Source organism: Rhodococcus sp. NyZ502 (assembly GCF_041464245.1).
In the GTDB taxonomy this organism is placed as follows: Bacteria; Actinomycetota; Actinomycetes; order Mycobacteriales; family Mycobacteriaceae; genus Rhodococcus_F; species Rhodococcus_F qingshengii.
The window spans coordinates 3,107,705-3,122,008 of sequence record NZ_CP167155.1 but is presented as its reverse complement, the minus strand read 5'-3'; the positions used below and the strand labels follow the sequence as shown (position 1 = coordinate 3,122,008).

The following is a 14,304-nucleotide window of genomic DNA, read 5'->3' as shown; positions in this document are numbered from 1 at the left end:
ACTTTCGTCGTCTCACACCACCGTAACCGTCACGCAGATCACTATGGCCAATACCACACCCCCACCGAGGTGGTTACTACTACCAGTAGTACGTATTTCGTCGTGGAAGTCCGTAGAATCGAAGAATGGCAGGTCTAGGTGAACTCGAACGCGCGGTGATGGATCATTTGTGGTCCACATCGGAACCGCAAACTGTGCGACAGGTGCATGAAGCACTCGCGACGCATCGCGAATTGGCGTACACGACGGTGATGACCGTTCTGCAGCGCCTGGCGAAGAAGCATCTGGTGATTCAGCAGCGTGACGATCGCGCACATCGCTATCTTCCCGTCAACAAGCGCGAAGAACTGGTCGCGAGTCTGATGGTCGACGCGCTGGCCCAGGCTCCGGAGTCCGGCGGTCGCGCTGCGGCGCTCGTCCACTTCGTGGGACAGGTCAATGCTGACGAAGCCGATGCTCTCCGCGAAGCGCTCGCTGCCCTCGAGGTGCGCGAGTCCGCGAAAAAGGCTGCGCAGCCCGGAATTTCTAGGCCGAACTGATTTCGTCGTGCATGATGTGTAGGACATGAACGCCACTACTGCACTGGTTTTCGGACTGCTTGCCTTGTTGCTGGCCGGTCCGGTTCCCGCACTCCTGAGCCGCTCCACGTGGCCTTACCGCGCTCCACGCGCGGCGTTGGTTCTGTGGCAAGCCGTCGCAATTGCTGCGGTGCTGTCGGCATTCAGCTCGGGCCTGGCCATTGCCAGCCAGCTGCTCGTTCCCGGCACTGACGGTAGGCCGACGACGGCCCCGACCGCCGAAATCGATGCACTCGGGCTCCCGCTGTGGATTCTGTACGTGGTTGTTTTTGCCCTGACGCTTCTGATCGGCGCGAAGCTGATCTTCTCGATCATCCAGGTCGCTGTGAGAACCCGACGTCGCCGTGCACGTCACCGCGTGTTGGTGGACCTTCTCGACGACTGCGCCATGCCCGCGTCGGTGGAACGCACACCCGATCTGCGGGTACTGGACGTCGACGAACCGATCGCATACTGCCTGCCAGGTCTGCGTCAACGCGTGGTTCTCAGTCAAGGCACTCTGCAGAACCTCGATCATGCCGAGGTCAAAGCCATCCTGACGCACGAGCGTTCCCACCTGCGAGCTCGTCACGATCTGGTCCTCGAGGCTTTCACTGCCGTCAACCACGCGTTCCCCCGTTTCGTTCGTAGCAAGTCGGCCCTGGGATCGGTGCAGCTACTGGTGGAGTTGCTCGCCGACGATTCAGCCGTGCGGGCTACCGGTCCCACTCCCCTCGCGCGGGCGCTTGTCGCGTGTGCCGGATCGACGGCACCCCGCGGGGCAATGGCAGCGGGCGGGCCGTCGACGCTCATCCGGGTGCAGCGCCTCTCGGCCGACGACGCAGATCCCCGCATCGCAGTTTTTGCGTATCTCGGGGCGGTCGCGATTCTCGTTGTTCCCACGGTTGCGGTTGCTGTGCCCTGGCTCACCGAACTTCGACTGCTTTTCAACGCATACTGAGTCTTGACCTGCGTAACCCCGTGTAGTAGTGCAGGTCACAGGCGGGGCTACCTGACTTCGGTGTCCCCGGTGGCGTAGAGTGGATCACGGCCACCATCGTGGTCCGTCAACATATAACGGCACACAGCCCAATTCCCCGCAGTATGCGTTCGGATTGCCAGGTGACATGTGCCCTGGCTCGTCCCTTTGCGAACTGTGTCGTGTATTTCAGCATGGCTTCTTCCGCTCCGCGACGTGCCCGTAGTCCGGAGAGGTTTCCGCGTGACCAACGCTGTCCAAATGTCGTCTTCCGAGAACATCGAAGACCCCACCGTCAACACCCCCGCTGCCGAAGAAGCAGTCGCCACCGAGCCGGGTATCACCTTCGCCGAGATCGGCCTGCCCGAGCAGCTTGTTGCCGCATTGGCGCGCAACTCCATCACCGTCCCGTCCCCCATCCAGGCGCAGTCCATCCCGGACGCGCTCGCCGGTACCAACGTTCTCGGCCGCGCACAGACCGGATCGGGCAAGACCCTCGCCTTCGGCCTGCCGATGCTGACCCGCCTCTCACGCCACGAAGATCGCCCGGCCGCCAAGCGTCCCCGCGCACTCGTGCTCGTCCCCACCCGTGAGCTTGCTTTCCAGGTGGTCGACTCCCTCAACTCCTACGCCGGAGCACTCGGACTCACGGTTCGCCCCGCTGTCGGTGGAACGCCGTTCGCCAAGCAGGTCGATCAGCTTCGCCGCGGCGTAGACGTCCTCGTCGCAACGCCGGGTCGTCTCGGCGACCACCTGCGTCAGGGCACCTGCATCCTCGACTCGGTGGAAATCACCGCACTCGACGAAGCCGATCAGATGGCGGACATGGGCTTCCTGCCCGAGGTTCGCTCGATCCTCGGTGAGACCCCCGCAGACGGACAGCGTCTGCTGTTCTCGGCAACCCTCGACCGTGAGGTCCAGTCGCTGGTTCGTCAGTTCCTGGCCAACCACGTCACCCACTCCACCGAAGACGGCCGCGCAAGCGTCGACACGATGGAGCACTACGTCCTCCTCGTCGATCGTGGACAGAAGGATTCAGTCCTCGCCGAGATCGGTGCCCGCGACGGACGCACCATCATGTTCGCCCGCACCAAGCTCGGTTGCGAGGGAATCACCGACCGCCTCCGCGCAGTCGGCATCGCTGCCGAGTCGCTTCACGGCGGCAAGGCACAGAACCAGCGCACCCGCGTCCTCGAGCGTTTCAAGAACGGCCGCACCCCGGTCCTCGTCGCAACGGACGTCGCAGCACGCGGCATCCACGTCGACGGCATCGACCTCGTCGTTCACGTCGATCCCCCGGCCGACCACAAGGACTACCTGCACCGCGCTGGTCGTACCGCTCGCGCCGGCGAGAAGGGCACCGTTGTCGCCATCGTGCTGCCGAACCAGAAGCGTCAGTTCAAGCGTCTGACCGGTATGGCCGGCGTCAATGCCGCAGCCGTTGCCGTCACCCCGGGTTCTGCTGAACTTGCTCGCATCACCGGCGCCAAGAAGCCGACCGGAGAACCGTTGCGCGAGAGCTCTTCTCGTGGCGAGCGTTCCTTCGGTGATCGTGGTGGAAGCCGTGGCGGCTACCAGGGCAACCGCTCGTCCGGTGGATACCAGGGCAACCGCTCTTCGGGTGGCTACCAGGGCAACCGCGACGGCGAGAGCCGCGGCGGATACCAGGGTGATCGCTCCAGTGGTGGTTACCAGGGCAACCGCGACAGCCGCCCCTCGACCGGCTACCAAGGAAACCGCTCTTCGGGTGGCTACCAGGGAAGCCGCGACGGCGAGAGCCGCGGCGGATACCAGGGCAACCGATCTTCCGGTGGATACCAGGGTGATCGCTCCAGCGGTGGTTACCAGGGCAACCGTGACAGCCGTCCGTCCTACGGAGACCGCGACAGCCGCCCCTCGACCGGCTACCAAGGAAACCGCTCTTCGGGTGGTTACCAGGGCAACCGTGACGGCGAGAGCCGCGGCGGATACCAGGGCAACCGCTCTTCCGGTGGTGGATACCAGGGCAACCGTGACAACAACCGCTCGTACGGCGATCGCGACAGCCGCCCCTCGACCGGCTACCAGGGCAACCGCTCCTCCGGTGGATACCAGGGAAACCGCGAAGGCGGCGACAACCGTGCAGCCTCGACCAGCGGTGGCGGCTTCCGCAGCCGTACCGACCGTCGTAGCTATGACGGATTCGACGGCCCGAAGCGCGATCAGCGGTAATACCTGCGCTGAGCTGCGGCTCGACAACTGAACACTGAGAACCTTCCGGCTGTGCCGGAAGCTGTATCGAGACGGATGCAGGTCACTGCAATTAAAGTGATCTGCATCCGTGTTTTGTATGCACGGTCTGATGTTCACGCGCGTCGCGGCCGCACCGTTTTCGGCTGCGCACAGCGCAGGATTTCACAGCCGCGGACCGAGAGGGAAAGCTGTAAGCATGTCAACCACTAGCACCGAATCACCCCGAGCTCAGATCGGCGTCACCGGCCTGGCCGTCATGGGTTCGAATATTGCCCGCAATTTCGCCCGCCACGGTCACACCGTTGCCCTGCACAACCGCAGCATCGCGAAGACCGATGCCCTGATCGCCGAGCATGGTTCCGAGGGCGATTTCGTGCGCACCGAGACCGTCGAGGAGTTTGTTGCCGCACTTCAGAAGCCGCGACGCGTCCTGATCATGGTCAAGGCCGGCGCCCCGACCGATGCTGTCATCGAAGAGCTCGCAAACGCCATGGAGCCCGGCGACATCATCATCGACGGTGGCAACTCGCTCTACACCGACACGATCCGTCGTGAAGCGGCGATCCGCGCCCGCGGACTGCACTTCGTCGGCGCCGGTATCTCCGGTGGCGAAGAAGGCGCACTCAACGGTCCGTCGATCATGCCGGGCGGCCCGAAGGAGTCCTACGAGGCTCTCGGCCCGCTTCTCGAGTCCATCTCCGCTCACGTCGACGGCACCCCGTGCTGCACGCACATCGGCCCCGACGGCAGCGGTCACTTCGTCAAGATGGTGCACAACGGCATCGAGTACGCCGACATGCAGCTCATCGGCGAGGCGTACAACCTCTTCCGCGACGCTCTGGGCTACGACGCCGGTCAGGTTGCCGACGTCTTCACCGAGTGGAACAAGGGCACCCTCGAGTCCTACCTGATCGAGATCACCGCCGAGGTGCTCCGCCAGGTCGACGCCGAGACGGGCAAGCCTTTGGTCGACGTCATCGTCGACGCTGCCGAGCAGAAGGGCACGGGCCGCTGGACGGTCAAGTCCGCTCTGGATCTGGGCGTGCCGGTCACCGGTATCGCCGAAGCCGTGTTTGCTCGCGCACTGTCCGGTAGCCGCAATCAGCGCGCTGCAGCTCAGGCGCAGGGTCTGGCTGCCGGCTCTCTCGGCGACAAGCCTGCTGACGCCGAGCAGTTCGCCGCCGACATCCAGGCCGCGCTGTACGCGTCGAAGATCGTGGCGTACGCGCAGGGCTTCGATCAGATCGCTGCCGGCAGCGCCGAGTACGACTGGAACCTCAAGCCTGCCGACCTGGCGACGATCTGGCGCGGTGGCTGCATCATCCGTGCGCAGTTCCTCAACCGCATCAAGGACGCGTTCGACGCCGATCCGAGCCTGCCGAGCTTGATCCTGGCGCCGTACTTCCGCGAGGCCATCGAGGCAGGCATCGACAGCTGGCGCCGCGTGGTCGCCACCGCGACGATGCTCGGCATTCCGGTACCTGCGTTCGCGTCCTCGCTGTCGTACTACGACGGCCTGCGCGCGGAGCGTCTGCCGGCCGCCCTGACACAGGGTCAGCGCGACTTCTTCGGCGCGCACACCTACGAGCGCATCGACAAGCCGGGCAAGTTCCACACACTGTGGAGCGGTGACCGCAGCGAAATCGAGGCCTGATTCACAGCGGGTATCGGTAGATGCGGTCATCTGCGTCTACCGATACCCGGTAGCCTGGACAAATGCAGGAATCGACGATCGACTCGCCCACCTCGACCGAAGGGCGTTCGTTCGTCGACCTCGGAATCCCCGCCGTGATGGTGCACGCGTTGCGCCGTAGCGGCATCGATGCCCCCTTCCCCATTCAGTCGGCCACCATCCCCGATGTCCTTGCCGGCCGGGATGTACTCGGGCGCGGTGCGACGGGTTCCGGAAAGACTCTGGCCTTCGGGCTTCCGATGCTGGTGCGCCTCAAAGGCGGGGCGAGCAAGCGGAATCGTCCGCGCGGTTTGGTGCTCGCTCCCACCCGCGAACTGGCGATCCAGATCCACAAGGCACTCGACGACGCTGCTACCGAGATCGGTTTGCGTGTGGCAAATGCGGTCGGTGGCGTTCCGATCAAGCGTCAGGCCGACATCCTTGCCCGCGGCGTCGATCTGCTGATTGCGACCCCCGGGCGCCTACTCGACCTACTCGAGCAGAAGTCGGTGATTCTCGACGACGTCGTGATCACGACCATCGACGAAGCCGACCACATGGCAGACATGGGTTTCATCGACGAGGTTGCGAAGATTCTCGACACGACACCGAAAGACGTTCAGCGCCTTCTCTTCTCGGCAACACTCGACGGCAAGGTCGACGATCTGGTCGCGGGTTACCTGCGCAATCCGGCGTCGCACTCGACTGCTCCCCCGGTTGCTACCGTCTCGACCATGGAGCATCACCTGCTCTTCGTCGATCGCGACGACAAGAGATCCGTTGTCGCACATATCGCTTCACGGGCGGGGCGGACCATCATGTTCGTCAAGACCAAGCACGGTGTGGATCGTCTTGCGCAGCAACTGCATTTGATCGGTGTCTCGGCCGGCGCCCTACACGGCGGCAAGACACAGAACAACCGGACCAAGACCCTCGCGTCGTTCTCCGACGGGACAACACCGGTCCTGGTCGCCACCGATGTCGCCGCGCGCGGAATCCATGTCGACGACGTGACGCTCGTCGTTCACGTCGATCCCCCGGCGGAGGCGAAGGACTACCTGCACCGGGCCGGCCGGACGGCACGCGCCGGGGAATCGGGCGTCGTCGTCACCATCGTCACCGACGAAGAACGTGATTCGGTCGAGAAGTTGACCAAGCAGGCAGGCATCAAGGTTCACGGTGTGCGGGTTCGTCCTGACGATCTTGAACTCACGCGCATCACCGGTGCGATGGAGCCGACGGGAATTCCGGTCGAGGCTCCCGATACGACGGTTGCCGTCAAGCACACCGCCAAGCGTGGCCGTCAGGAACACGACACTGCAGGCCGGACCGCTGCCGGAGGCCGGATGAAGAAGGACGGCGACAAGCGCGCCGCCTCCTCGCGGCGCGTCACCGATCCGAAGAGTGTGAAGAAGATCCGTGCGGACGGCACTCCGGTCCCGACCCGTTCGGAGCGTCTGGCGTCCAAGGGCTTGACCCCGCGTCGCGGCGCACCCGGCGCAGGAAAGCCGTCTGCCGGAAATCGGGCGGGCAAGCGCGCACACTGAGGGAATGGGTGATCTTCCACTGATCTCGGTTCTCTGCGCACTTCTCGCTGCACTGCTCTTCGCGTGCGCTTCGGTCGCTCAGCAACGGGCGGCGTCCGCGGTTCCCGAGGGCGAGGCGTTGGTGGCGTCGTTGATTCGCAGTCCTCGGTGGTGGGCCGGGCTGATCGGTGACGGCGGCGGGTACGTCATGCAGGCCGTTGCACTGTCGTTGGGTTCGGTGTTGGTGGTGCAGCCGCTGATCGTGACCTCGTTGCTGTTCGCGCTGCCTCTCTCGGCCAAATTCTCGGGAATCCGCATCACCCGTTCCGCGTGGTCACTGGCGATCATGCTCGCGATTTCCTTGGCGATCTTCCTCGTCGTCGGCGATCCCACCGAGGGAGACAGCAATGCTCCATGGTCGGATTGGGCTGTGCCCCTGACGATTACGGTCGCAGTGGCCGTGGCCGCAACTGTCGGCGGCTTGTCCAAACTCGACGGCGGCTGGCGCGCACTGCTTCTCGGCTCTGCGGCAGGCATCTTCTACGGCGTCGCCGTCGCATTCACCAAGTACGTCACCGACCTACTCGGCCACGGCGTCATCGGGGTGATTTCGGCATGGCAGACGTGGGCGCTGATCGCCTCGGGCGCAATCGGGGTCTACCTGCAACAGCGCGCGTTCCAGGTCGGGCCGCTGTCGGCGTCGCTACCCGCCCTGACGATCGGCGAGCCGATCGCGGCCATCTTCCTGGGGATGACAGTGCTCGACGAACGCCTCCGCGTCGACGGTCCCGGAATTGCTCTCATCGGGTGCGCCGTCGCCGTCATGATCATGACCACGATCGCCCTCTCCCGCTCACAAGCGCGCGATACCGAGGGCGCTACGGCGGAATCGACGGTAGGCTCGTGAAACGTGCAGTTCCTCGAAGGGCAACGCCCCCCATACGACCTGACCTACGACGACGTCTTCCTCGTCCCTAACCGGACCGAGGTCACCTCTCGGTTCGACGTCGATCTCAATTCTTCCGACGGATCCGGAACGACCATTCCCGTCGTGGTCGCCAATATGACCGCAGTCGCCGGCCGCCGCATGGCGGAGACTGTCGCCCGCCGCGGCGGACTGGTCATCATTCCGCAGGACGTCCCCACCGACGCTGTCGCCGAGACCGTGGCGTTCGTCAAGAGCCGCCACCTCGTCGCCGATACGCCGGTCACGCTGAGTCCGGACGACGCCGTCTCCGATGCGCTGGCGCTGCTTCCCAAGCGCGCTCACGGCGCGGTCGTGGTGGTCGAGGACGGTAAGCCTCTCGGTGTCGTCACCGAGGCTGCCTGCGCGGATGTCGATCGGTTCACTCGCCTCCGTACCGTCGCGATCACCGACTTCGTCACGGCCCCGGTCACCGCCACACCGCGTGAGGTCTTCGAACTGCTCGAAACCAAGCATGATCCGCTGGCGGTCATCGTCAACGAAGACGGGACTCTTGCCGGCGTCCTCACCCGCACCGGCGCGATCCGTGCCGGCATCTACGACCCCGCAGTCGACGAGCGCGGCGCACTCCGGGTCGCTGCGGCGGTCGGTGTGAACGGTGACGTGGGCGCCAAGGCCAAGGCACTCGTCGACGCCGGTGCCGACGTGATCGTCGTGGACACGGCTCACGGTCACCAGCAGAGAATGATCGATGCACTCACCACCCTCAAGGCGCTCGATCTCGGCGTCCCGTTGGTCGCAGGCAACGTGGTCTCCGCACAGGGAACCCGTGATCTGATCGCCGCAGGCGCGGACATCGTCAAGGTCGGCGTCGGACCCGGAGCCATGTGCACGACTCGCATGATGACCGGCGTCGGACGCCCGCAGTTCTCGGCCGTCGCGGAATGTGCTGCAGCGGCACGTGAGCTCGGCAAGCACGTCTGGGCCGACGGCGGCGTTCGACACCCCCGCGACGTTGCACTCGCCCTCGCGGCGGGCGCGTCGAACGTCATGATCGGCTCGTGGTTCGCCGGCACGTACGAGTCCCCCGGCGATCTCAAAGTCGATCAGGCGGGCAACGCGTACAAGGAGAGCTTCGGTATGGCCTCCAAGCGCGCTGTTGCCGCTCGCACAGCCACCGAAACGGCTTTCGATCGCGCCCGTAAGGGATTGTTCGAGGAAGGCATCTCCAGTTCGCGGATGCGTCTCGATCCCGAGCGCCCTGGAGTCGAGGACCTGATCGATCAGATCTGTTCCGGCGTGCGCAGTACCTGCACGTACGCGGGTGCGCGCTCTCTCGAGGAGCTGCACGAGAAGGCCGTTCTGGGCGTGCAGTCCGCCGCCGGATTTGCCGAAGGACGGCCGCTTCCGTCTGGTTGGTGAACCACGTTCTGTGACTGTCGGCGGGTGCTCGGGTCCCTACTCCCGGGCACCCGCCGGTATCATTGGATCCGTAAACAGAAAACAAAACTCGGTCGGGTGCCCTTCGGCGACCCGACCGAGCCCGCTACAGCCGAGAACTACTCGGCTCTGACGAAAGGAACCCGGTGCCCGAGGCACCCACACACTTACCCGGCGCTACACCCGTCGTCTTATCCGAGGAATCTTCTGATTCCGCCGGTTCGGAGGGCTCCTCTAGCGAGCCGGGAGACAAACCCGGCGGCCCCCGTGCACATCTCAGGTGGCGATGACACATGGACATCGTTTTCACCATTCTCAGCCTGGTCGGCTTCATCGCGCTGACTGCAGGCACCGCCCTCTTCGTGGCGGCCGAATTCTCACTGACCGCGCTCGAACGCAGCACCGTCGACGAAGCTGCTCGTGGCGGCGACCGACGCTCGCGGCAGGTTCAACACGCGCACAAGACTCTTTCGTTCCAGCTCTCCGGCGCTCAGCTGGGCATCACGATCACAACCCTGATCACCGGTTACCTGGCCGAGCCGGTCCTGGCACGGTTCATCACACCGGTCACGAAGGCCGTCGGGCTCAGTGAATCCGCTGCCTCGACAACGTCTTTGATCCTGGCGCTCGTGATCGCGACCTCGTTCTCCATGATCTTCGGTGAGCTCGTACCGAAGAACCTCGCAATCTCCAAGCCGATGCCCACCGCCCGCGCGACTGCGGGCCTGCAAGCAGGGTTCTCGCTGATCTTCCGGTGGGCCATCAACGGCCTCAACGGAACCGCCAACTGGATCGTGCGACGCCTGGGCATCGAACCCGCGGAGGAATTGCGCTCCGCGCGATCACCGCAGGAACTCGGGTCCCTCGTGCGGACGTCCGCGCAGCGCGGGTCCATCGACAAGGGCACGGCGATGCTCGTCGACCGTTCACTGCAGTTCGGTGACCGCACGGCAGAAGAGCTGATGACTCCGCGAGTGAAGATCGAATCGCTGGAACTCTCGGACACCGTCGCAGACCTGATCGTGACGGCGTCGCGGACCGGCTATTCACGCTTCCCGGTCGTTCGCGGCGATCTCGACGACACGGTCGGCGTCGTACACATCAAGCACGCGTTCACCGTTCCGGCCGAACGTCGGCGCACGACGCGCGTCGACAGTCTGGCTCAACGTGTTCCCGTCGTGCCGTCGAGCCTGGACGGAGACACCGTCATGGAGCGAATCCGCTCCGACGGTATGCAGGTTGCGCTCGTCGTCGACGAGTACGGCGGAACTGCCGGCATCGTCACGATGGAAGACCTCATCGAGGAAATCGTCGGCGATGTGCGCGACGAACACGACGAACCCGAACTCGACGTGCAGCGCGTCGGCGACGGATGGTCGTGCTCCGGTCTCCTGCGCATCGACGAGGTCACTTCGGCAACCGGGTACACCGCTCCCGAAGGCGACTACGACACGCTCGGCGGCTTGGTGCTCACCGAACTGGGCCGCATCCCCGACGAGGGTGACGAGGTGGAATTGCCCGACGTCGACTCGTCCGGTGATTCGCGCGGAAAGTGGATTGCACGAGTGACCGGCATGGACGGCCGCCGTATCGACCGGGTGACCATCACGCCGGTCCCCGCTTACGTCGAACCCGAATCCGCAGACGACAGCAAGAAGGAGTCCGACGATGAATAACCTCTTCGGTGTACTCCTCACCGTCGTGCTGCTCGCCGGCAATGCATTCTTCGTCGGTGCGGAGTTCGCACTGATCTCCGCACGACGTGACCGCCTCGAAGCACTGGTCGCGCAAGGCAAGAAGCGGGCGCTCACAGTCATCAAGGCCGGTGAGAACCTCTCGCTCATGCTTGCGGCGGCTCAGCTGGGCATCACGATCTGCTCGATCCTCCTCGGTAAGGTCGCCGAGCCCGCCATTGCGCACCTCCTCGAGGTGCCGATGGAAGCCGTCGGCCTGCCCGACGGATTGCTGCACCCGATCTCGTTTGCCATCGCGCTGTCGCTCGTCGTCGTGCTGCACATCCTGCTCGGCGAGATGGTGCCCAAGAACATCGCGTTGGCCGGCCCCGAGAAGACGGCCATGCTGCTCGTTCCCGTGCATCTGGCGTTCATCAAGATCGCTCGCCCGATCATCGCGTTCTACAACCTGTGCGCGAACGGAGTGCTCAAGCTCCTGCGCGTCGAACCCAAGGACGAACTCGACGTCACGGTCTCGGCGGTGGAGTTGTCCGCGATGATCGGTGAATCGCGATCTGAAGGTCTGATCGACGCCGAAGAACACCGGCGGTTGAAGCAGGCACTCGAATCGACCGATCGGACCGTCTCCGAGGTCCTGATCACTCTCGACAAGGTGCGGACCATTCCCCTCACACCGTCGGGAACAACACTGGGTGAGATCGAGCGTGCGGTCATCGAGACCGGATACTCGCGTTACCCGGTGCGAGCGAGCGACGGATCGCTGGCTGGGTACGTGCACCTCAAGGACGTGCTCGACGAGGTGCTCGACGAGGCCGCTGGACCGGACACCGTCGTTCCGACGTCGGATATCCGGCCGCTGCCCATCGTTCCGCTCAGCACACCGCTGGCCGAAGCGTTGGCCGGCCTTCGTCGGGCCAGCTCGCACCTCGGCGCTGTCACGGACGCTGACGGAGTGGTGATCGGTATCGTCGCGCTCGAGGATCTCCTCGAGGAGTACGTCGGAACGGTCCGCGACGGCACGCACCGCGGCACGGATGCTGTTCCCGGACAAAGAAACAGCTGATCGATGACACGTTCGGTGCATTCACTCGCACTCGCGCAGAGCGAGTGGACGGCTCGGCGGGCACTTCACCTCGAGGAGGTGGAGAAGCTCGTCGAGCCGCACCGAGCGCGTCGTAGCGCCGGTATCTCTCACCCGGTGCACGACTTCCTCTTCACGTACTACAACTTCAAACCCGCCCAACTGCGCCGCTGGCACCCCGGGTACGGAGTCGCGCTCGAGAACGCCGCCGAATACGCAGCCTTCTCCGGCTACCGCGTCGACGAGTCGGGTACCGCGACGGTCGAGGCCTCAGTGCTGGAGCGTCGGCGTCACACAGTCGAATTCGTGTGGAATCTGTTGAATCAGACGTCTGCGCGGCCCGCTGTGCTGGGTTGCTTCGGCCTCCACGAATGGGCGATGGTCTATCGCGGCGGCGAGGACGCAATCCGTCACCAGTCGGTGCCGCTGCGACTCGGGTTCGCCGGTACCGACGCGGTCGTCGAATCCCTGCCACTCAAATGCACGCACTACGACGCGTTCCGGTTCTTCACACCGGACGCGGCCCCCAAGAACTCGCTCCCGCTTGCACGCGAAACTCAGATCGATCACGAACAGCCGGGCTGCCTGCACGCCGGTATGGATCTGTACAAGTGGAGCTTCAAGTTGTTGCCACTCGTCGATTCCGACCTGGTGATGCGGTGCTTCGAACACGCGCTCCTGGCCCGTGAACTCGACATGCGCGCGAGCCCATACGACCTTGCCGAGTACGGGTACTCCCCCATTCGTATCGAAACTCCCGCGGGCCGCGCCGAATACGTGCGTCAGCAACAACAGTTGGCGGATCGTGCTGCGCCGCTCCGCGATACGCTGGCAGAGAAGTGCCGGGAGCTTCTCGGCCACTGAACTGCCGAAAGGCGTCGCATGGATCACGGGTACGGGTTCTATCTCGACGAATACCAGCGTGACGTCGGGGTGCACAGCGACGACCGACGCGGGCACATCGAATGCCCGGACTCGGCGGGTTTCCTTGCGGCGCACTTGCCGGTGTTCGACCTCGCTGCGGGCTCAGTCGCGGCGTTCGCCTCGGCGATTCATCGGTCAACCCGCCCGGGCGACGGACACTGGACCCTCGATCCCGAGCGCATCGCCGCGTCCTTCTCGAGCGATCGACTGTTCCGGATCGGCGGCGAGCCGATCAACGGGTTCTCCGAGCACTCGGGGTTCTTTGCCGCCCGCGACGGTTGGGTCCGCACGCACGGCAACTATCCGCACCATCGCGACCGCCTGCTCGCCGTCCTCGCGCTCGTTCATGGATCACCCAAAGATGCAGTGGCGCAACGGATATCCGAACTCAGCGCCATCGAGATCGAGCAGCAGGCCGCCGAGATCGGAGCCATCGCGGTCCGTGTTCGTACCGAGACCGAGTGGCGCCTGAGTGAGCAGTGCGCAGCTGCGAGGTCTGCGCCTCTGGTATCCATCCGAGCACGCGACGAGGGAAAACCCCGCACGCATCCGACGCGCCCACGCGTTCTCGACCTGACCCGCGTCATCGCCGGTCCGGTCGCGACGCGTGCCCTGGCGTTGGTCGGCGCTGACGTTCTGCGGATCGATCCCCCGGCGATCCCCGAGATCGGATGGCAGCACCTCGACAGTGGACAGGGCAAGCGGTCGGCGCTTCTCGACCTGAAGTCCTCGGCCGGAGCGGCAGCGTTCCGAGAACTCCTCGAAACCGCAGACGTACTGGTCACCGGCTACCGGCCGGGTGCACTCGAAGCGCTCATCGGGCAGGATCTTCCCGCCCACCTGATTCACGGGCGCGTCAGCGCATGGGGATGGGAAGGTCCGTGGGCGAATCGCCGTGGCTTCGACAGCATCGTGCAGGCCGCGTCCGGCATTTCGTTCCTCGAGGGTGGTGAGAACCCTGGCGCACTTCCGGCGCAGGCACTCGACCACTCGACCGGATACTTCCTGGCAGCGGGGATCCTCGACGCGTTGACACTGCGCTCGCACGACGGCCGTGGCCGCGACGTCGACGTGTCGCTGGCAAGCACAGGCGCTCGTCTTCTCGACGCACCCGGCCGAACCGCCCATCCCGGTCTACCGACCGCTCCCGGCCTGAATGTTGTTGTCAACCATGCCGACGTGACCACCGCACGACCCGCGCTGGCAGAGTTCGAGGACTACCCCGAACCGGCGCATCCGTGGGGATCGGATCGCGCGGAGTGGGCACACTGAGG

Annotated in this window: 11 protein-coding genes; all 11 read left to right on the top strand. The window is 64.8% G+C overall.

Annotated elements, in window-relative coordinates; translation table 11 throughout:
- Positions 1-125 precede the first annotated feature (125 nt).
- The 11 genes from ACBG85_RS14575 to ACBG85_RS14525 all read left to right on the top strand — a co-directional run bounded on the left by ACBG85_RS14575 (position 126) and on the right by ACBG85_RS14525 (position 14,302).
- Positions 126-539 carry a BlaI/MecI/CopY family transcriptional regulator gene (locus ACBG85_RS14575; RefSeq protein ID WP_003944876.1) on the top strand — a complete coding sequence of 138 codons (414 nt, stop codon included), beginning with the start codon at positions 126-128 and terminating at the stop codon, positions 537-539.
- A 25-nt stretch (positions 540-564) separates the two neighbouring features.
- Positions 565-1,518 (top strand): M56 family metallopeptidase, encoded by a 954-nt coding sequence (locus ACBG85_RS14570; protein ID WP_007730909.1) that lies wholly within the window; start codon positions 565-567, stop codon positions 1,516-1,518.
- A gap of 261 nt (positions 1,519-1,779) precedes the next feature.
- The gene (locus ACBG85_RS14565; RefSeq protein ID WP_064688200.1) at positions 1,780-3,747 is read left to right on the top strand and encodes a DEAD/DEAH box helicase; all 1,968 of its coding nucleotides are present in this window, start codon (positions 1,780-1,782) and stop codon (positions 3,745-3,747) included.
- 217 nt (positions 3,748-3,964) lie between these two features.
- Positions 3,965-5,422, top strand: a complete 1,458-nt coding sequence (gene gndA / locus ACBG85_RS14560) for an NADP-dependent phosphogluconate dehydrogenase (protein ID WP_007730904.1) — start codon at positions 3,965-3,967, stop codon at positions 5,420-5,422.
- A 62-nt stretch (positions 5,423-5,484) separates the two neighbouring features.
- The gene (locus tag ACBG85_RS14555; protein ID WP_372027820.1) at positions 5,485-6,987 is read left to right on the top strand and encodes a DEAD/DEAH box helicase; all 1,503 of its coding nucleotides are present in this window, start codon (positions 5,485-5,487) and stop codon (positions 6,985-6,987) included.
- A 4-nt stretch (positions 6,988-6,991) separates the two neighbouring features.
- Positions 6,992-7,873, top strand: coding sequence for a DMT family transporter (locus ACBG85_RS14550; RefSeq protein ID WP_042919783.1), 882 nt, complete (start codon positions 6,992-6,994; stop codon positions 7,871-7,873).
- A gap of 3 nt (positions 7,874-7,876) precedes the next feature.
- Positions 7,877-9,313, top strand: coding sequence for a GuaB1 family IMP dehydrogenase-related protein (locus tag ACBG85_RS14545; protein ID WP_042919784.1), 1,437 nt, complete (start codon positions 7,877-7,879; stop codon positions 9,311-9,313).
- A gap of 311 nt (positions 9,314-9,624) precedes the next feature.
- Complete coding sequence (locus tag ACBG85_RS14540; RefSeq protein ID WP_003944847.1) at positions 9,625-11,007, top strand: hemolysin family protein; 1,383 nt, start codon at positions 9,625-9,627, stop codon at positions 11,005-11,007.
- Entirely contained in the window at positions 11,000-12,088 is a 1,089-nt protein-coding gene (locus ACBG85_RS14535; protein ID WP_003944826.1) for a hemolysin family protein, read from the top strand. Before ACBG85_RS14540 ends, ACBG85_RS14535 begins: the two co-directional genes overlap by 8 nt.
- A gap of 3 nt (positions 12,089-12,091) precedes the next feature.
- On the top strand, positions 12,092-12,970 hold the full coding sequence (locus ACBG85_RS14530; RefSeq protein ID WP_030536382.1) for a hypothetical protein: 879 nt from the start codon (positions 12,092-12,094) through the stop codon (positions 12,968-12,970).
- Positions 12,971-12,988: 18 nt separating this feature from the next.
- On the top strand, positions 12,989-14,302 hold the full coding sequence (locus ACBG85_RS14525; RefSeq protein WP_054782066.1) for a CoA transferase: 1,314 nt from the start codon (positions 12,989-12,991) through the stop codon (positions 14,300-14,302).
- Positions 14,303-14,304: the final 2 nt, after the last annotated feature.

Coding starts and splice junctions, on each gene's coding strand:
- ACBG85_RS14575 (WP_003944876.1), top strand. CDS start 126: ATGGCAGGTCTAGGTGAACTCGAACGCGCGGTGATGGATCATTTGTGG.
- ACBG85_RS14570 (WP_007730909.1), top strand. CDS start 565: ATGAACGCCACTACTGCACTGGTTTTCGGACTGCTTGCCTTGTTGCTG.
- gndA (WP_007730904.1), top strand. CDS start 3,965: ATGTCAACCACTAGCACCGAATCACCCCGAGCTCAGATCGGCGTCACC.
- ACBG85_RS14555 (WP_372027820.1), top strand. CDS start 5,485: ATGCAGGAATCGACGATCGACTCGCCCACCTCGACCGAAGGGCGTTCG.
- ACBG85_RS14550 (WP_042919783.1), top strand. CDS start 6,992: ATGGGTGATCTTCCACTGATCTCGGTTCTCTGCGCACTTCTCGCTGCA.
- ACBG85_RS14540 (WP_003944847.1), top strand. CDS start 9,625: ATGGACATCGTTTTCACCATTCTCAGCCTGGTCGGCTTCATCGCGCTG.
- ACBG85_RS14535 (WP_003944826.1), top strand. CDS start 11,000: ATGAATAACCTCTTCGGTGTACTCCTCACCGTCGTGCTGCTCGCCGGC.
- ACBG85_RS14530 (WP_030536382.1), top strand. CDS start 12,092: ATGACACGTTCGGTGCATTCACTCGCACTCGCGCAGAGCGAGTGGACG.
- ACBG85_RS14525 (WP_054782066.1), top strand. CDS start 12,989: ATGGATCACGGGTACGGGTTCTATCTCGACGAATACCAGCGTGACGTC.